The organism is Brevibacillus sp. NRRL NRS-603 (genome assembly GCF_003013445.1).
Lineage (GTDB): Bacteria > Bacillota > Bacilli > Brevibacillales > Brevibacillaceae > Brevibacillus > Brevibacillus formosus.
Genome location: NZ_PXZN01000004.1, coordinates 40,792 through 58,530 on the forward strand (window position 1 = coordinate 40,792; position 17,739 = coordinate 58,530).

Annotated in this window: 17 protein-coding genes; 14 read left to right on the forward strand and 3 right to left on the reverse strand. The window is 48.1% G+C overall.

Annotation, left to right across the window (positions count from 1 at the left end):
- Positions 1-106: 106 nt before the first annotated feature.
- From C7R94_RS01060 to C7R94_RS01065, 3 genes are read left to right on the forward strand one after another with little or no spacing between them, the layout of a single operon-like run.
- On the forward strand, positions 107-1,435 hold the full coding sequence (locus C7R94_RS01060) for an ATP-binding protein (protein ID WP_106778100.1): 1,329 nt from the start codon (positions 107-109) through the stop codon (positions 1,433-1,435).
- The gene (locus C7R94_RS30155; RefSeq protein WP_197240696.1) at positions 1,395-1,568 is read left to right on the forward strand and encodes a hypothetical protein; all 174 of its coding nucleotides are present in this window, start codon (positions 1,395-1,397) and stop codon (positions 1,566-1,568) included. The genes C7R94_RS01060 and C7R94_RS30155 overlap by 41 nt, the downstream gene beginning before the upstream one ends.
- A 3-nt stretch (positions 1,569-1,571) precedes the next feature.
- Positions 1,572-3,248, forward strand: coding sequence for a peptide ABC transporter substrate-binding protein (locus C7R94_RS01065; RefSeq protein ID WP_106778101.1), 1,677 nt, complete (start codon positions 1,572-1,574; stop codon positions 3,246-3,248).
- Between the two features lie 38 nt (positions 3,249-3,286).
- Here C7R94_RS01065 and C7R94_RS01070 read toward each other — a convergent pair whose 3' ends face one another.
- Positions 3,287-3,880: a TetR/AcrR family transcriptional regulator gene (locus C7R94_RS01070; RefSeq protein WP_047071619.1), complete on the reverse strand. Its 594-nt coding sequence runs from the start codon at positions 3,878-3,880 to the stop codon at positions 3,287-3,289.
- A gap of 200 nt (positions 3,881-4,080) precedes the next feature.
- Here C7R94_RS01070 and C7R94_RS01075 point away from each other — a divergent pair, with 200 nt between their 5' ends.
- From C7R94_RS01075 to C7R94_RS01095, 5 genes are all read left to right on the forward strand, one after another.
- Positions 4,081-4,554: an N-acetyltransferase gene (locus C7R94_RS01075; protein WP_106778102.1), complete on the forward strand. Its 474-nt coding sequence runs from the start codon at positions 4,081-4,083 to the stop codon at positions 4,552-4,554.
- A 122-nt stretch (positions 4,555-4,676) separates the two neighbouring features.
- Entirely contained in the window at positions 4,677-6,758 is a 2,082-nt protein-coding gene (locus C7R94_RS01080) for a methyl-accepting chemotaxis protein (protein ID WP_106778103.1), read from the forward strand.
- Between the two features lie 133 nt (positions 6,759-6,891).
- Positions 6,892-7,623, forward strand: coding sequence for a GTP pyrophosphokinase (locus C7R94_RS01085; RefSeq protein WP_106778104.1), 732 nt, complete (start codon positions 6,892-6,894; stop codon positions 7,621-7,623).
- Positions 7,610-9,046: a dipeptidase PepV gene (gene pepV, locus C7R94_RS01090; protein ID WP_106778105.1), complete on the forward strand. Its 1,437-nt coding sequence runs from the start codon at positions 7,610-7,612 to the stop codon at positions 9,044-9,046. The genes C7R94_RS01085 and pepV overlap by 14 nt, the downstream gene beginning before the upstream one ends.
- Positions 9,047-9,297: 251 nt before the next feature.
- A complete protein-coding gene (locus tag C7R94_RS01095; protein ID WP_197240690.1) occupies positions 9,298-10,374 on the forward strand; it encodes a M42 family metallopeptidase in 1,077 nt (358 codons plus the stop codon).
- A gap of 63 nt (positions 10,375-10,437) precedes the next feature.
- On the opposite strand, the gene C7R94_RS01100 is transcribed toward C7R94_RS01095, so the two are convergent.
- Entirely contained in the window at positions 10,438-11,547 is a 1,110-nt protein-coding gene (locus tag C7R94_RS01100) for a DUF4179 domain-containing protein (RefSeq protein WP_106778107.1), read from the reverse strand.
- A complete protein-coding gene (locus C7R94_RS01105) occupies positions 11,534-12,067 on the reverse strand; it encodes a sigma-70 family RNA polymerase sigma factor (protein ID WP_106778108.1) in 534 nt (177 codons plus the stop codon). Before C7R94_RS01105 ends, C7R94_RS01100 begins: the two co-directional genes overlap by 14 nt.
- 318 nt (positions 12,068-12,385) lie before the next feature.
- Between C7R94_RS01105 and C7R94_RS01110 the strand changes: the two genes are divergently transcribed.
- The 6 genes from C7R94_RS01110 to C7R94_RS01135 all read left to right on the forward strand — a co-directional run bounded on the left by C7R94_RS01110 (position 12,386) and on the right by C7R94_RS01135 (position 17,669).
- Positions 12,386-13,867, forward strand: coding sequence for a DEAD/DEAH box helicase (locus C7R94_RS01110; protein ID WP_106778109.1), 1,482 nt, complete (start codon positions 12,386-12,388; stop codon positions 13,865-13,867).
- Between the two features lie 146 nt (positions 13,868-14,013).
- The gene (locus C7R94_RS01115; protein WP_106778170.1) at positions 14,014-14,838 is read left to right on the forward strand and encodes a MerR family transcriptional regulator; all 825 of its coding nucleotides are present in this window, start codon (positions 14,014-14,016) and stop codon (positions 14,836-14,838) included.
- A gap of 2 nt (positions 14,839-14,840) precedes the next feature.
- On the forward strand, positions 14,841-16,001 hold the full coding sequence (locus C7R94_RS01120) for an MFS transporter (RefSeq protein WP_106778169.1): 1,161 nt from the start codon (positions 14,841-14,843) through the stop codon (positions 15,999-16,001).
- Between the two features lie 192 nt (positions 16,002-16,193).
- Positions 16,194-16,628: an Lrp/AsnC family transcriptional regulator gene (locus tag C7R94_RS01125; protein WP_106654409.1), complete on the forward strand. Its 435-nt coding sequence runs from the start codon at positions 16,194-16,196 to the stop codon at positions 16,626-16,628.
- A 5-nt stretch (positions 16,629-16,633) separates the two neighbouring features.
- Positions 16,634-17,272 (forward strand): LysE family translocator, encoded by a 639-nt coding sequence (locus tag C7R94_RS01130; protein WP_106778110.1) that lies wholly within the window; start codon positions 16,634-16,636, stop codon positions 17,270-17,272.
- Between the two features lie 151 nt (positions 17,273-17,423).
- The gene (locus C7R94_RS01135) at positions 17,424-17,669 is read left to right on the forward strand and encodes a hypothetical protein (RefSeq protein WP_106778111.1); all 246 of its coding nucleotides are present in this window, start codon (positions 17,424-17,426) and stop codon (positions 17,667-17,669) included.
- Positions 17,670-17,739 lie beyond the last annotated feature (70 nt).

Below are 17,739 nucleotides of genomic sequence, written 5' to 3' on the forward strand. Positions count from 1 at the left end.
AACATCCTATCTGCCAGATGTTGAAAATGTGCCTTCCAGAAAGACACCTAGTGATGGTATTCTGTAAGAAAAATCGAAATATTCTACGAACCAGGGGAACCGATATATGTTAATCATCAAAGACATTTTGCTGCAGTTGCTGTTCGTTATCGTCCCTGTTTTGCTGTATAGGAACGTTTGGCTGGGGCGATCAACCTCGAACAAGATGAGCGTCAAGTCATCCATGGTTATCGTTTGTAGCTCGATCAGTGTCATTCTTTCTATGAGCTTTCCAGTACAACTCAGTAATGGTATGGAGTACGATTTACGCTCGATACCGATCATTATTACCATTTTATACGCTGGGTATATCCCGGGCATTTTAGCGATTTTGGTCATGTTTGTCGTACGGATCGTTCTAGGTGGCGATGGCGTCCAGATGACCATACTCGAAACGATGATTTATGTGATCATCCCGTTTTTGCTAGTCAATCGATGGTATGGCTACTCTTTACGAAAAAAACTAGCGGTCGTTCTCTTGATCGGATGCTTGAAGCAGCTATCCATCATCGGTGGAGGGATGGTTGTTTTGATCTGGAGAGGGTTTCCGCTGTCCATCATTAACAATTATCTGGAGCCGCTGGTGGAAATCGGCTACCTTGCTTTGATCGTACAAGGTGGAGCCGTTTATTTCATCGAGTTTATTCGCGAATCTCATATTATCCGCAAGCAGGTCGAACGCTCGGAAAAGCTGAACCTGATCAGTGAGCTGGCAGCGAGTGTTGCCCATGAAGTGCGCAATCCACTCACGGTGGTACGAGGCTTTGTCCAATTGCTGCGCGAGGAGTCGAATCCGAAAAACGTTGAATACATCCGATTGGTCTTGAATGAACTCGATCGGGCTGAATTTATTATTTCCGACTATTTAAATCTGGCCAAGCCTCATTCTGAGACGCTGGAGCGACTGGAGATTGCGCATACCGTGAAAGAAATAACCGCCATTATGTCCTCTTACAGCGTCATGAACCGAGTGGAAATCGCCTGTGAGACCGAGCCGGGCCTATTCGTTGAGAGCAACGCCGTTAAGCTCAAGCAAGCATTGATGAATCTGATGAAAAACGGTATCGAATCGATGGGACAAGGTGGCGTACTGCATGTCACTGTACGAGCAGCCGGGAACTATCATGTGATTTCCATCAAGGATGAGGGAGAGGGGATGACGCCAGAGCAGATTGAACAGATTGGGCTGCCTTTTTATTCTACAAAGGAAAAAGGAACAGGTCTCGGCTTGATGGTAACCTGCCGGATCATCGAGGCGATGCAAGGGACGATCCACTTTCAGAGTGAACGAGGGCACGGAACGCAGGTGACGATTCAACTGCCAGCTGTGTATACGTCCGAGAAAGGAGGCGAACATGGACAAAGATCAAGAGGTGTGGGAGCGACTCTTTCATGAGTTGGCTGTCATCAGAAGTGAATTAAAAGCGTTCAAGCTCGAAACACGTGCAGAGCTCTATCAAATCAAAAGCGAGCTAAAAGAACGGCAACAGCGTGAAGAACAGCGAAGGCTCTCAAACGAAGGGGAATAGACCATGAGAAGTTCCGCAAACCGATGGTGGCAAAAAACAGGAAAAGCTGTTTTCGCAGCAGGCTTGGCTTTATCGCTTGCTGCATGCGGACAACCGCAGGAAGCAGCAAAGCCTGCCATACAACCAACGACAGAGGCTACACCAGCTAATGCATCTTCGCAAACCGAACAAGTACTCAGACTGAATAACTTTACAGAACCGCTTTCTCTTCATCCCGGACTCATTTCGGATGTTTGGTCATCCAATGTCATTTTTCAGACGTTTGAGGGGCTAACTCGCATTGACGACAAGGGCGTTCCACAGCCCGCGATGGCCGAGGAAATCAAGGCATCAGATGATTTGTTGACGTACACCTTCACGATGCGTGACAATGCGAAGTGGTCGAACGGCGATCCCGTAACCGCACACGATTTTGAAAACGCCTGGAAATGGGCACTCGATTCCAAAAACGGTTCCCAGTATGCCTACCAGCTGTTTTATATAAAAAATGCAGAGGCAGCCTTTGCTGGCAAAGCGAAGCCCGAGGAGATCGGGGTCAAGGCAACAGATGACAAGACACTGGTCGTCCAATTAGAAAACCCGACTCCGTTTTTTCTGGAGCTGACGGCTTTTTACAGCTACTTTCCGCTAAATACCAAAGTGGTGAAAGACAATCCGGACTGGGCGAAGGAAGCAGGACCAGCCTACACCTCGAATGGACCGTTCAAACTCGCTGCGTGGGAGCATAAAAACAAGCTGACGCTCACGAAAAACGAGCATTATTGGGACGCAGACGCTGTCAAGCTGACCAAAATCGAAATGAACATGATCAATGACGCGAATACAGAGCTGTCGATGCTGGAGGGTGGCGATCTCGATTGGGCAGGTGCCCCCACTGGCAATCTTCCGCTCGACGCGATGCCGACCTTGAAGGAAAAAGGCTTGCTGGTGATCACCCCAAAAGCCGGGACGTATTGGTATGAATTCAACACAGAGCAAAAGCCTTTCCACAACAAAAAAATTCGCCAAGCCTTTTCCTACGCGATCAACCGGAAAGACATTGTGGAAAACATCACCCAAGGAGGGGAATTGGTTGCGACAGCTGTAGTGCCGCCTACGATGTTTGCTGAGAACGAGCAAGGCTTGTTTACAGACAACGACATGGAAAAAGCCAAGCAGCTGTTGGCGGAAGGCATGAAGGAAGAAGGGTACGCCAACGTCGATCAGCTCCCGCCGATTACGCTGTCCTATAATACGGAAGAAGCACAGACGAAAATCGCCCAAGCCGTACAGGACATGTGGCAAAAAAACTTGGGTGTGCACGTCAAGCTGGAGAATCAGGAATGGAATGTCTACTATGAAAACGTGAAAAACGGGAAGTTTCAAGTAGCGCGGATGGGGTGGACGGGGGATTTCAACGATCCGATCAACTTCCTGGAGATATTCCGAACGAAGGAAGGCAACAACCATACTCGTTGGGAGAATCGTCAATATGCCGATCTATTGGCGGCTTCTGCCAAGGAGAAGGATGCTGCCAAACGAAAAGCGATCTTGCAAGAGGCTGAGAAAATCTTGGTGGAGGAAATGCCAGTCATTCCGTTTTACTTTAAGTCTACGGTGTATGCGCAGAACCCCAAGTTGAAGGGCGTAGTCATTTCAGGTCTGGGAAACGCGCAGTACAAATGGGCCTATTTCGAATAAATCATAAGTAGTCACATTCGAAGGGCTGGTCAGTCGGATTATTCCACGACCAGCCCTTCGAATACGATAGAGACCTTCTCTTCCATGATTTCTTCGAGTGCCCAGGCGCCCTCGCTGCGTACCCAATCATAAAGAGCATTATAGTAAATGTTTTCTAACATATTCGCAGCGACAAGAGGGTTGAATTTGCTTTTCAGTTGATTCTTTTCTTGTGCTTCTTCAATCAGGTCAGCGAACAGTTGGCGCAATTCAAAGTACATGTTCTTTTCGTTCTCAAGCACTTTCCGATGTTTCATCGAGGATTCTACGACGACTTTGATGAAATCAAAATTGGTGATGGTGACTTCATTCATGATCTTGTAGATTCGCAGCACCTTCGACTTGCAGTCGTTACCGTAATCCCACTCTTCCCGACGCTCCTCGATTTCATGCAGACGCTCATAACCCCAGTTGGCGAGAATGGCTTCCTTTGAAGTGAAATGCAAAAAGATCGTACCGCGTGCAACATCCGCTTCTTCGGAAATCATGTCGATAGTGGTTGCTTCAAAGCCGTGCGTTTTGAAAAGCTTGATCGCAGCATTGAAGATTTTTTCGCGTGTTTCGCGCTTTTTCCGTTCCCGTCTCGTCGTCAATTATGTAGCACCTCCCTATGAACTCGTACGCTTGATTATAACACAACCGTTACCTAACAAAAGAATAGTTCATACAATTACGCATAAATTAGGTGAAAAAAGGATAGACTTCTGCACAGTACGAATGTATATTTATATAATATAATGAATAAATATTAAATCATACCAGGCTCGTTATGCATGGAGTGGAGGAGAGTAAAATGGGTGTTGCAAAGGCTTTGGCAGTACGTCAGGCTACGATGAGAGACGTGGATGCCATGTTGGAAATTGTTAATGAATATGCACAGCAAGGCTTAATGCTGCCACGTACGAAGCTGTCTTTCCTGGAAAACTTGCAATCCTTTATTGTCGCTCATGATGGGGATTCGGTCGTAGGTGTCGCAGGCCTGCATATTTTGTGGGAGGACCTGGCGGAGATCCGCTCCTTGGCTATCTCGGAAAAAGCAAAGGGGATGGGCGTTGGGAAACATCTGGTTCTTCATTTGGTTGAGCAATGCCGCCTTTTGGGAATTAAGCGTGTACTCGCGCTGACCTATCAACAAGTGTTTTTTGAAAAGTGCGGGTTTTGGGTGGTTGCCAAGGAAACACTGCCGCAAAAGGCTTGGAAGGATTGCATTAACTGCTCCAAGCTGCCGATGTGCGACGAAATAGCTATGATTTTTGAGACGGCCTGATACATTTGGTCTAGCCTTCCCTTTTCCTTTTCTGGTACTATATTCATATGAATAGTAGAAATATAAACAATATTCTATTAGTATAACAGAAAAAGGTATTGGAAAAAATAGGGGGCTTTTCCATGAAACTAGGCGCTCGTATATTGCTCGTACTACTACTGGCAGGAAGTGTACCGCTGACGGCAGCGGGATTGTTTGCTTATCAGGAATCCAAGCAGGAATTGTTGAAAGGCAGTGCCGCTACACTGGAAGCGCTGCGTCAAAGCAACAAGGAACAGGTGGAAAATTACTTTCGCGAGCGAGCCAGGAACGTGGATACGTTGGCTGCATCGGGAACAGTAATGTCTGCCCTTTCTTCGTTTGAGGACGTGTGGCGGCAAGGCCTGGAATCGCCTGTTTATGAAGAAGTGCAAGCGCGATATACGAACGAATTGAAGATGGAGGTCGCTCGCTACGGCTTCGTAAATGCCTTTCTGTTAAATGCACAAGGGGACATCGTGTACGAGACAAAGCCGCAGGCCGATTTTGGCACCAATCTCATGACTGGCCCACACGCTGACTCTGTACTTGGCCAGACTGTGCAGCAAGTCCAGAAAACCCAAAGCGCAGAAATGTCAGATCTAGGCATTTACGAACCATCTGGAGGGGCGCCAGGGGTATACATTGCAGCGCCGATCTACGAACGAGGCTACATCATCGGGCAAATAGCAGTCGAAGTATCTATGGATTATATTTCAAGAATATTCAACCAACGAGAAGGGCTGGGGGAAACCGGGAAGATTTACCTGGTAGGCAGTCCGGACAAGCTCATGCGCTCGCAACTGGGTAGTGGACCAAATACGTTGTTACAGAAAAAAGTAGATACGACCATCGTCGACCAAGTCTTGCTCACCCAACAATCCGAAGGAACGGTCGAAAGCATGGATTACTTAGGACAGCAAGTGCTCGTGTCCTACGATCAGGTCAAAGTGGGGAAGAAGACGTGGGCGATTTTGGCAGAGATGAATATGACCGAAATACTGGAGGGCCCAAACCGCATTCGGGATGCCATGATTGCCTTTAACGGTGCCGTCCTCTTGCTCATCGTCATCATCTCGTTATTTACAGCGAACTGGCTTCGTCGCTCGTTTCGCGGCATGCTTGCTGTCGCTGAGCGGATCGGGCACGGTGATTTCTCGCGTGAGATTCCTGACAAGCTATTAAAACGAAAAGATGAACTGGGAGAGCTGGCAGGGTCTCTCGTTACCATGCAGAAGCAGTTGCGCAAAATCTTGTTTCAGATTCAGCAGGCAGCTGCTTCCGTTTCCGGGGCGGTGCGAAATATTCAGGGAAACACCAGTGAGATTGCTGCTTCCAGCCAACAAATTGTCCTCGTCGTCGACCAAGTGGCTGCTTCTGCTGACAGCCAGGTGGAAAAAATGGGACAAACCTTGAATCTGGCTGTTGATTTGACGAGGGATGTGGCGGTGGTAACGGAAAATGTAGAGCGAGTGACCGTATCTGCGGAAGAAATGAAGCAGCATGCACACGCAGGCAGACGCGCGATCGCAGATGTAATGGACAGCATGGACGAAATCAATCGTTCGGTAGAAGCTGCAACGGATGTCATTCATGTATTGGAGGGGCGCTCGAAGGACATTTCAAGAATTATCTCTGTCATTACTGAAATTGCCCGCCAGACCAATCTGCTAGCCTTGAATGCTGCGATTGAAGCGGCCAGAGCAGGAGAGCATGGCAAGGGATTTGCCGTCGTCGCAGGGGAAGTGCGCAAGCTGGCGGAGGATACCAATAATGCTGCCCAGCAGATCGTAGGCATGATTGGAGACGTACAAAAGGATACAAAGGAAGCAGTATCAAGAATGGTCGAGGGTGCCCAAACGACCGCTCGTGGCATGAAGACAGCACATCAATCCCAAGAGATGTTCCGGCACATCGAGGAAAACATCCTCGGGGTGTCGCAAGAAATTAACGGTGTCAGTGAAGCCTTCAAGCGTATGGCCCCAGATGCCCAACAGGTAGCAGTAGTTGCTGGGGAAGTATCGTCCGCATCGATGCAAGCGGCCGCTGGTGTCCAAAGCATCTCGGCTGCGGTAGAGGAGCAGAGTGCAGCGATGGAGCTCATCGCAGATGCTGCGAATCAGTTGGCTATTCTGGCAGAAGAGCTGAGAAGCTCCCTTGCAACCTTTGTTTCGCGCGAAAATTAAGAAAAGAGGGACGGAGCAAAAGCCGGTGACAACTGCCTTTTCTCCCGTCTCTTTTTGTATTTTGGAAGGATATCTCACACAAAATGTTGAATGATAAGGACGATGGAGAGTTTCAGGCCGGAGGGACGTAAGCGTGCACAAACTAGATTGGGAACTATATCTGCTACCGTTCGAACAAGCTGTAGAAGAAATCAAAGTCAAAATTAAAAATATCCGTAACGAGCTGCGCAAACGTAAGGAGCATTCACCGATTGAGTTTGCGGTGGGCAGGGTCAAATCGATCCCGAGTATTTACAACAAGGCAAACCGCTTGCAGTTTCCGATTGATGAGAATATCTGCTGGGAAATTCGCGATATCGCGGGCATCCGCGTCATTTGCCAGTTTATTGATGATATACCGGCAGTCGTAGAGATGATCCGCAACCGCGGAGATATGCGTGTGTATCTGGAGAAGGATTATGTCTCTACCCCAAAAGAAAGCGGATATCGCGGCTATCACCTTGCTGTGGAGTATCCGATCATGATGGCGGGTGGGCAAGTGACCATTCCGGTAGAAATTCAGATTCGCACATTGGGAATGAATTTTTGGGCGACGATTGAGCACTCGCTGAATTATAAATACGAGGGAATTATCCCATCTGATATACGGCAAAGATTGTTCGAGGCAGCCAAGGCGTCCTATAAGCTGGATAGCGAAATGAACAATATCCGGGACGAAATTAAAGACGCCCAAGCAGAGTTTACGAAAAAAGAAGTTCCGATGGAGTCATTATTATCGCTGGTTGAGCTGGATCTCGATGTCGATGCGGCAATGGACGAAGGAAGTATGAATGAGGGGACTGGAGAAGAGGATGACAAGCGTTAATTGGCTGGAAGAAACAAATAAACGCAAGGAAGAACTGATTGCAACGACGCAACAATTTTTGCAAATTAAAAGCGTATTGGACCCCGAGTCCGCGCGGGAAGGGGCCCCTTTTGGAGAAGGGATTCGGCAAGCCCTTGACTTTGCATTAGGCGTGTGTGAAAAAGCAGGCATGACAACCAAAGACGTCCGTGGCTATGCAGGGCATGCTGAATTCGGGCAGGGTGAGGAATTGATCGGCATTCTGAGCCATGTTGATGTCGTACCGGAAGGCGATGGCTGGGGTACGCCACCGTATGCAGCCGAGATCGTGGATGGACGCATCGTGGCTCGTGGAGCGATTGATGACAAGGGACCGACGATGGCTGCCATTTTCGCCGCAAAGATCGTGATGGAGCTGGGATTGCCGCTCTCGAAGCGCGTGCGCTTTATTTTCGGAACGGATGAAGAATCGAGCTGGCAGTGTGTGAACACGTATTTTGAAACGGAAGAAATGCCGACGATGGGCTTTACACCAGATGCAGACTTCCCGCTGATCTATGCGGAAAAAGGCTTGACTGATCTGTCATTGCGCCAGACGCTAGAATCCTTCCAAAGCCTCGGGAAACCTGCTGCGGAAAACGTGGAGGCAAAGCTCGTTTCCTTACAGGCTGGCTTGCGGATGAACATGGTTCCAGACAAGGCTGTAGCAACGCTTGCGCCAATCGGCTTGAATAGTGAGGCGATTGCACAAAGTTATCGTCAGCACTTGGACGCGACTGGCTTGAAAGGCAAGACGGAGGAGCAGGAGGGTCTCGTAGTGCTGCACATGGAGGGCGTCTCGGTTCACGGAATGGACCCGAGCAAAGGTGTCAACGCGGGTACCGAGCTCATTCACTTTTTGCGCACCTTGTCCTTGGATGAACGCGGAGCTGTATTTGTAGGCTTGGCTGATCGGTACTTGCACAAGCAGCATTACGGGGAAGCGCTCGGCATCGCGCATGATGATGAAGAAATGGGGGCACTCACACTGAACACAGGTGTGATCGAGTATGACGAAAAGCAGGATGCGCTTTTCCGACTGAATATCCGTTACCCACATTCTGTTGCCTTCGAAAAATGGTCGGCCGTTCTTGCTGAACGCTTCAGCGAAGGGGCATTTTCATTCGAAGTGGCAGAGCATCTGACACCGCACCGCGTGGATCCGAATCATCCTTTGGTGACGACACTTCAACGCGTGTATACGGAGCAAACAGGGGAGGAAGCTGGCATCATCGCAATTGGCGGCGCTACCTACGGCCGTTCGTTGGATGTAGGGGTAGCATTCGGACCGCTTTTCCCAGGGCGTCCAGACAGTGCCCACCAGCGAGATGAATATATTTTCGTGGATGATCTGATTAAAGCGACAGCGATTTACGCGCAAGCGATCTATGAATTAGCGAAGTAGAAATAGCAAACGGCTGGACACAAACTCCAGCCGTTTTTATTTTTCTGAATCAGACGAGACAAAAAACTTTGCAAATGCTGCGAAGGGAACCCCTCAAATGTGACAGCATGAGGAAGTTCTCAAGCGCATTCGGGGTAGAGGTTGAGGAAACAATAATAAATAGGGTGTAGGCAATTTGGAAATGAAAGGATTATGTAAACGATTTCTCGAAATCATAATGGAATATGTCAGTATCGAAAAGGAGATAAATGATGGACGATCTTACGAAATTGCTCAAGGATTTGACGGAAGCGGACGGAGTACCAGGGCACGAGCGCGAAGTCAGGGTAAAGATGGAGGAGTACTTGCAGCCTCTCAGCGACGAACTGGTAAAGGATCGGCTGGGTGGAGTACTCGGTAAGAAAACGGGTGCAGAAAACGGTCCGAAAATTTTGCTCGCGGGACATTTGGATGAAGTAGGGTTCATGGTGACGCATATCACGCCAAAAGGGTACTTGCGTTTCATCCAGCTTGGCGGATGGTGGACGCACAATATCCTCTCACAGCGCGTGAAGGTCAAGACACGCAAAGGTGAGTATCTGGGGCTCATTGGTTCGAAGGCGCCACACGCACTGGAAAAAGAAGAGCGGGAAAAAGTCATGAAGCTCAAGGATTTGTACATTGACATCGGGGCGAAAGATGAAGCAGATGCGAAGGAAATGGGGGTTCGCCCTGGTGATTGGATTGTCCCTGACAGTGATTTTACGACGATGCGCGACGGAGAGCTGTGGGTGGCAAAGGCGCTCGATAATCGAGCGGGGTGTGCACTGGCAATCGAGGTACTGAGACGATTGCAGAAGGAAGAGCATCCGAATGTGGTATACGCGGGTGCAACCGTGCAGGAAGAAGTTGGGACTCGCGGTGCTGGCACAGTAGCGAATCTGGTTGAACCGGATATTGCTTTTGCTGTTGATGTTGGACTCGCATATGACACGCCAGGTAATGAATCGTATCCGATGACCTGCAATGTGGGGGACGGTCCGCTCGTCATGTTATTTGATGCCACGATGATTCCGCATACCGGATTGCGCGATCTCGTATTCGATACAGCAGAGGAGCTCGGCATCAATATCCAGGTGGATGCACTCGCAGGAGGCGGGACAGACGCGGCGAAATTCCATACAAGCGGCATCGGCTGCCCGTCGATTGTCGTCGGCTTTGCGACACGTTATATTCACAGCCATAATGCGATTATGTCCAAAAGCGATTTCGAGCAGGCTGCTCAGCTGCTGACAGCTGTTATCAAGAAGCTCGATAAAGAAACGGTTCAACAACTGATCGACAGATAAGGTAAGGAAAACGAAAACCCTCCCCATGCAAGATGGAATGCATTGGGGAGGGTTTTCGTTTTGTTACTTGTTCTGCTCGGGGAGGTCTACCTTTATTTCCAGCCCCTTAATAAACTGATCGTCTGTGACTGTTTCAGCGGAATTATCTTTTACGACAAAAGGCTTGATTATGAAATACTTCGGCTTTCCTTGTGCAGAAGCATAGCGGGCATCAAATGTGAGAGTGTTATCCTTACGTTCTCCTTCTCCGTGGAGGGACGTCAGTTGACGACCTTGGTCGTCAAACAGGGCAGCTCTGACGAACTGATCTGATGTTTTGCCATCCAGTTTGACCGAATACAACAAGCGCGTCGTCACTGGCGTCACATTGACCTCGGATACTTCGAAAGAAATCCCATCGTTTGATTGAACAGCATTCGGTTTAAGCTGGATGGTGTCGTTCGTCGCTTTTTGGAACGGAATGTCCAGCTTGAAGGCTTGATCAATTCCAGCAAGCTTAACAATCACTTCCGCATGGAAAGAATCTGGAATCTTGGTTGTTGAATTGTGGTCAGGTGTCTTCAAAATCTCTTCGAAGACAAGCAAGTTTGGGTGCGATTCGCCAGCCGAGGAGAAAAAACCACCGCTTGTTACCAAACTACTTGGGTCATCTTGAGCTTTTCCATCGATGCTAAAAGTGACATTTTCGATAGCGTCACTGAGTTTGACAACCTCTTTTCCCGTATCAAACATGCCGTCTTTCAGGTTTGGAGCCGTTACACTGAGTAGGTAGACAGCGCGTGTTCCGTCGAAGACCGTCTCCGTTACCTCGAGCTTCATGTCCTGATGAGAAATACTCTTGTTCACCTTGGAAGAAAGACCTTGTTCGCCTGCAGCTCGTAAGCCGAGGTCCGCCTCGATTAAGCTAAAGAGACTCCCCACCACTGGGATCTGCTTAATCGATTGCGCCATGACCGGCGAGATAAAACCGGAGGTGAACACAGTTGCACCTAGAATGACTGCGGCGGCCGCAACATAAGGTGCTTTACGAAATCGTCGAACTTTTCGTTCACGAGACATTTCTGGGAGAGCGGCGTATGTTTCATCCAGTCGAGCCCGTACCATAGGTGACATCGTCGTTTCCTTTGCACGTTTGTACTCTTTTAGTTCAAAATCGAATTTAGATTGATCCATATTGTATCTTCCCTTCCCGAAATGTAGTTAATTTCTCCATCAAGTTGTTCCGTGCCCGACTGAGTCGCATTTTCGCGGCACTCTCCGAAATTTCCAGTACCTCTGCAACTTGTTTTAAAGGCATGTCTTCAAAATAGTGAAGCACAATAACAAGGCGCTGCTGTTCATCCAATCTCTCAACGGCGTCCCGCAGGTCAAGATGTTCGTCACTATGTGAGAGTGACAATTGGATAGGGAATTCATCCATTAGAACGTTACGGGAGCGATTTGCTACTATCTTGTTGCATTCATTGATCAAAATTCGGAACATCCATGTCTTGAAAAATTGGGGCTCACGAAGAGAATGCAGCGATTTATAAGCTTTCAAAATGGTTTCCTGAAGAGCGTCCGCAATATCTTCCTCTTTTTTCAGGATGGCTTTAGCCGTATGGTACAAGGAGCTCTCGACTTGTTTGACAACAGCGATAAAAGCTTCGCGATCACCTTGCTTTGCCAGAAGAACCTGTTCTCTTAGATTCACCTTTATCACTCCTTTCTGTGTTGGTTTTTCACATTGACAGTAATTAGATCAGCTAAGTCGATACATGGTCACATCAAGGAGGCAAAAATTTAATCTAGGCTTGCTTCGCGTCACGAGTCTCGAAGAAAAATGCCTGGGAGTTGAACGGTTTAGTTGTTTTTTCGAGAGTACTCCTTTAGTATAGGTAGGATAGGATTTCGCAAGGGCAACAACCTGCCTAGGATGAATTTTGATTGATGAGAGCCGGTTTTATCGCATCCACTGTCCATGCAGTCATGGTGTGGCGAATCGGATCGCTTGTGAAAGGAAGTGGAAGTTATGGCAAAATCGTTTGCGTCTTTTGGTTTTCGTCCGGAGCTGATGCAAGGGATTCAAGACCTGTATTATAAAGAACCAACACAAATTCAAGAGGAAGCCATTCCTCTCATTATGGAAGGCAAAGATCTGATCGGACAAGCTCAGACAGGTACGGGAAAAACAGCGGCATTCATGCTGCCGATCCTCAACGCATTGGAAGAGGGAAAACGCGACATTCAAGCGCTCATTCTCACCCCGACACGTGAGCTTTCCATTCAGATTGCAAAAGAGGTAGAAAAGCTGGGTAAGCACCTGAATGTAAACGTGCTGTCTCTGCACGGTGGAACGGATATCGACAAGCAACTGAGCAAACTGAAAGAAACTGTTCATGTTGTAGTCGGAACACCGGGGCGCGTGCTGGATCATATGAAGCGCGGATCGCTCCATTTCGGACGCATCTCCACATTGGTGCTGGATGAAGCAGATAAAATGATGGAAATGGGCTTCCTGGAAGATGTGGAGCAAGTGATCGTCCACACGCCTTCCCAGCGTCAGGTGCTGTTGTTCTCTGCTACGATGCCTGATTTGGTGAAAAGACTGGCGCACCGCTTCATGAAGCAGCCACCGCATATCAAAATCGAGGGCAAGCAGAAGACTGTGGAGCGCATTGAACAATTTTACTATGTAGTGAACCAAAGCGATAAGACGGACGCTCTCGTCGATGTGCTGGAGCAGGAGCAGCCGTTCTTGACCATCGTTTTTGCCAATACGCAAGTACGTGTACAGCAGCTTACAGCTCGATTGCAGGAAAATGGCCTCGCTGCGAAAGCACTGTACGGTGATTTGTCCCAAAATAAGCGGGAACAACTAATGAAGCAATTCCGTGAGATTCGTTTCCAATACTTGATCGCGACAGATATCGCGGCTCGTGGACTCGATGTTGAAGGCGTAACACATGTCATCAACTACGATTTGCCGAATGACGTGGACAGCTACATTCACCGCGTTGGACGTACGGGTCGTGCGGGACAAAAAGGAAAAGCCATCTCTCTCATTTCTCCTCGTCAGAAGAATTTGATGGGGCGTTTTGCCAAAGCCACGAAGGCATCGATCGAGGAAAGAATTTTGCAGGTAGGTCGCCATCTGGATGCGGGTCGCCGTCAGCGCGCAGAAGAACGGGAAGCTCATTTCATTGAGCTGCGGGCGCAACAGGCGAAAGAGCAACAGAGGGAAAAAGACAAAGAGTTCTCTCCAGTACGTGAAGCCTTGAAGAAAAAGACGAAGGTAAAACCGGGCTACAAAAAGAAAATGGCTCGTGAACTGGGTGAATTGCAGACGCAGTACGAGAAAAATCGCAAGAAGGCAGAAGCGATTGCAGCGCGTAAAGCGGGTAAATCAGTGAAGCCTGCCGATGCCAAAAAAGCAGGAAAAGGTGGAGCTGCTCGCTCTGCCAAGGGTGGAAAAACGTTTGGTCAATCTGCCGGGAAATCAAGAGGAAGATAAGAAATGAAGAGGCTGCCCAGATTCGAAAAGGATCTGGGCGGTTTTTTTTGTAGAAACGCCTTTGGTGTATGAAAGGAAGTTCTTGACTTTATACTCGACTAGAAGGTTTATACTCGGATCGAAGTAATGGGAGAGAAGGTGTGGAATTGTTCAAAATCAGCGAGTTTTCCCGACTGAGTCGAATTCCTTTGCAAACGTTGCGCTACTATGATCAGATTGGGATTCTAAAACCAGCAAAAATCGATGATACGACCGGGTACCGATATTATTGTGCCGAACAGCTGCTGCAAATCAATCGAATTGTCATCTTCAAGGAATTGGGGTTCTCATTGCAGCAGATTGCGCAATTGCTTCACGAGAATATACCAGCTGAACAAATTCGGGGGATGTTGAGGCTCAAAGAAAATGAAATCCAATCCCTGCTGGAAATGGAAATGTCAAAGCTTGCCCGTATTAAAGAACGGGTGCAGCTCGTTGAACGGGAGGGAAGGATCGAGAAGGAGCAAGAGGTGGTTTTGAAGCAGGTAGATAGTATGCACTTGATTTCCTATTCAGCACGGGGTGTTGCTGAAGATATTCCTTGGCTGTTTCAAATATTCGACAGCTTGCTTGATGCCAGCTTGAAATCATCCTTGACTGGTCCCAAAACAGTGCTATGGAAGGAAAGCGGAACGAAGGATCAGCTTTTCGAATTTGGGGTGGGCTACGCCAGTAAAACAGAATCTGTCAAACTTCCCGAGCAAATGGAGCGAAGCTTCTTGCCTGCCGAGACAATGGCTACGCTACTATTCCGTTCGGATTCGACTTTTAAAGAATCAGCTTGCCTGGATCTGGCTACGTGGATTGAACAGCATGGTTATTGTATTCGAAGCGAGCAGCCCGGCAGAGAAATCTATGTTCCCTTATCAGAAGAACCTGGAGTTGAGCTCATAGAAATCCAGATTCCAATTGAAGCAAGGGGGCAAAAATGAGCATGGACAATAAATGGGTTGTCTATATTCTCGCTCTGGCCGTTTTCTTGATTGGGACAGTGGAGTATCTAATAAGCGGCATCATTCAAACGGTGGCAGCTGATCTGGGTGTCACGACATCGTCTGCGGGATTGTTTGTCACTGCATTTGCCCTTTCTGCGGCAGTAGGGGCTCCCATAGTCATCGCTGCTACGATCCATCTTGACCGAAAAAAATTATTACTCATGATGCTTGGCATTTTTATGCTGAGCAACTGGCTGGTCTATGTGAGTCCTTCCTTTGAGATGATGCTGGTTACACGCATGATCCAAGGACTCAGTGGAGGAGTTGCTACCGTTGTTGCGATGGCGGTATCTACACGGCTAGTTGAAGAGGGCAATCGTGGGCGAGCAATCGGCATTATTTTGATGGGATTGAGCAGCTCGCTCGTACTTGGCCTCCCAGTTGGCACTTTTTTAAGTGAAGGGATTGGCTGGAGACAGCTGTTTATTTTAATTGGACTGCTGGGCTTGGTTCCGCTGCTTGTCATTTATAAAAAAGTCCCGCCTATAAAAGCACAGGAGGCTGTAACACCGCGGGCACAGCTGGCTGTTATAAAAAATAAAAAGATTCTGGCCGCGGTTGTTATCACGCTGTTGTACATCGGCGCTTATTCAACATTGTTTACCTATATTGCGCCTTTCCTGCGAACCCGGGCAGAGCTTTCGGCATCCGAGATTTCCGGGATTCTGTTTCTAGCAGGCATTTGCAGTTTTATGGGATCAAAAATTGGGGGGGTTATCGCAGATCGCAAGGGGCCGAAATTTACGATTTATTTTGGACTCTCCCTTCAGGCAAGTATGCTGCTTTTGCTTTCCGTCATGGATGGAATGCTAATTACCCATATCGTGATCATCATGCTGTGGATGCTCGCCACTTGGGCAACGTCTCCGGCCCAACAGCTATATCTGGTTACCCAGGTGCCCCATTCGCCCGACATTGCGCTTAGCATCAATACATCCTTTATTCAATTTGGCTTCGCTTTGGGATCATGGATTGGGGGATTGGTGATCAGCCACTCCTCTGTGGAGCATCTAGGCTGGTCCGGATTTGTTATTGCGTTGCTGTCACTGTTGCTCGCGATCCGCTTGTTTTCATTAAAAAAAGAGCAGCTGTCAGCGTAGGAAGATGGCGGTATGATGCCTTTTCGTCTCTCTTGGCAGCATTATTTTAGGAAAACACCCCAAGATAATTCGTTTGGCAGAAAAAACGAAGGTTAAACCCTGTTATTTCTTTAAAAAATACGGCAATCGTGTCGAATTCCTTTTTATTCTGAATAAATTGGTATAATCATGATAAAAAGGAGGGGTACCACTATGGACCGGATTGATGAACAAATCCTCCGCTTATTGCGGGAAAATGCCCGAATCACCAGCTCAGATATCAGCAAGCAGGTTCATTTGTCCGTGCCTGCGGTCTCCGAGCGAATACGCAAGCTGGAGGATACAGGACTTATCAAGCAATTCACGGTGAAGCTGGATCGGGAGCAGCTAGGGCTTCACCTGATTGCGTTTGTGATGGTGCAAATCGAGAAGACAGAGCATATCGCTGGCTTCCGTGAAACAGTCATGCAGGCAGACTGTGTGCTGGAATGCCATCATATCGCGGGAGCTTACGATTATGTATTGAAGGTTGCCGTAAAAGGGACAGCTGATCTGGAACGATTCATCTCTGAAACATTGAAGCAAGTAGAAGGTGTAAGCAAGACGAATACGATGATTGTCCTGTCGTCCATGAAAGAGGAGATGTGAACCTGATGGCGATCTGGAACGGCTTGTTATTCGGGATGATGCTCCAACTATCGGTTGGTCCGGTTTGTCTGGCGGTGCTGCATCGATCGATGACACGGCGATTGCGGGATGCACTCATGATGGTACTGGGTGTTGCATTAGCAGATGCGGTTTATATGGTGGGAGCGATCGGGGGACTGTCGCTGCTGTTACAAATCCATTGGGTCAAACAGATGGTTTTGATGATGGGAGCCCTGATTTTGACTTGGTTTGGGATTCAAACCTTGCGTGCTATAAAAGGAAGAGGAGAACATGAACAAGTACCAGTCCAGCATGCTTCATCGGGTCGAAACAGCTTTTGGCACGGCGTGCTTCTGACACTCGCAAATCCTCTGACTGTTCTGTTTTGGGCGGGAGTTTTTGGCTCACTATTGGCATCTGGCACTTTTGTTCATTCAACGGAGTTGTTCTTGTTTGCTACAGGCTGTCTGTTATCGACTTTCTTGTTTCTGGGGCTAGTAGCTTTGTTGGCCGCGTATTTGGCTCGCTTTTTTCGTCCAGGATGGCTCAACGTTTTTCATGGACTCAGTGGTGTCTTTCTAATTGGGTTTGCGACTGTCCTTTACGCAAAAAGCTGTCTGATGCCTCCATACTGGCCTTTTTAAAGGAGTTCGGAATCACTTTATCGAATTTTAATAGAATACAGGAATTGCGATAGAAAATAGTGTTTTCCTCCCACGTGATTTGGGTAATAGATAGGAAGATAGAACCCTTCTTGTGAGAGTACCATAGTACAGGGTGTGAGGAGAACCAGTGATGACGACGGATACGTGCTTGAAATGCGGCAGTCCGATGGGCCGGGGAGAGTACAGTTGCCGGGTTTGCGGAGAAAACGAAATACAAGACTACCAGATGATTCGCAATTACGTGAGAGCTTATCCGAATTCGAATGCGATGCAAATTGCCAACGCAACAGGGATATCTGTTTCAAAAATATTGCGTTATATTAGAAATGGCTCTTTGTCCGTAGTAGACCATCCGCCCCGCAGAGGGCGATCATAAGAAAAGGAGAAAAGCCCACAGGCAGTCACGAATGCATTTCGTGCAGCTTTGTGGGCTTTTTTTACTTTGA

What these genes read in the sequence shown, in the direction of transcription:
- C7R94_RS01060 (WP_106778100.1), top strand. Translation starts at nt 107, where the DNA reads ATGTTAATCATCAAAGACATTTTGCTGCAGTTGCTGTTCGTTATCGTC.
- C7R94_RS30155 (WP_197240696.1), top strand. Translation starts at nt 1,395, where the DNA reads ATGGACAAAGATCAAGAGGTGTGGGAGCGACTCTTTCATGAGTTGGCT.
- C7R94_RS01065 (WP_106778101.1), top strand. Translation starts at nt 1,572, where the DNA reads ATGAGAAGTTCCGCAAACCGATGGTGGCAAAAAACAGGAAAAGCTGTT.
- C7R94_RS01075 (WP_106778102.1), top strand. Translation starts at nt 4,081, where the DNA reads ATGGGTGTTGCAAAGGCTTTGGCAGTACGTCAGGCTACGATGAGAGAC.
- C7R94_RS01080 (WP_106778103.1), top strand. Translation starts at nt 4,677, where the DNA reads ATGAAACTAGGCGCTCGTATATTGCTCGTACTACTACTGGCAGGAAGT.
- pepV (WP_106778105.1), top strand. Translation starts at nt 7,610, where the DNA reads ATGACAAGCGTTAATTGGCTGGAAGAAACAAATAAACGCAAGGAAGAA.
- C7R94_RS01095 (WP_197240690.1), top strand. Translation starts at nt 9,298, where the DNA reads ATGGACGATCTTACGAAATTGCTCAAGGATTTGACGGAAGCGGACGGA.
- C7R94_RS01100 (WP_106778107.1), bottom strand. Translation starts at nt 11,547, where the DNA reads ATGGATCAATCTAAATTCGATTTTGAACTAAAAGAGTACAAACGTGCA.
- C7R94_RS01110 (WP_106778109.1), top strand. Translation starts at nt 12,386, where the DNA reads ATGGCAAAATCGTTTGCGTCTTTTGGTTTTCGTCCGGAGCTGATGCAA.
- C7R94_RS01120 (WP_106778169.1), top strand. Translation starts at nt 14,841, where the DNA reads ATGGACAATAAATGGGTTGTCTATATTCTCGCTCTGGCCGTTTTCTTG.
- C7R94_RS01125 (WP_106654409.1), top strand. Translation starts at nt 16,194, where the DNA reads ATGGACCGGATTGATGAACAAATCCTCCGCTTATTGCGGGAAAATGCC.
- C7R94_RS01130 (WP_106778110.1), top strand. Translation starts at nt 16,634, where the DNA reads ATGGCGATCTGGAACGGCTTGTTATTCGGGATGATGCTCCAACTATCG.
- C7R94_RS01135 (WP_106778111.1), top strand. Translation starts at nt 17,424, where the DNA reads ATGACGACGGATACGTGCTTGAAATGCGGCAGTCCGATGGGCCGGGGA.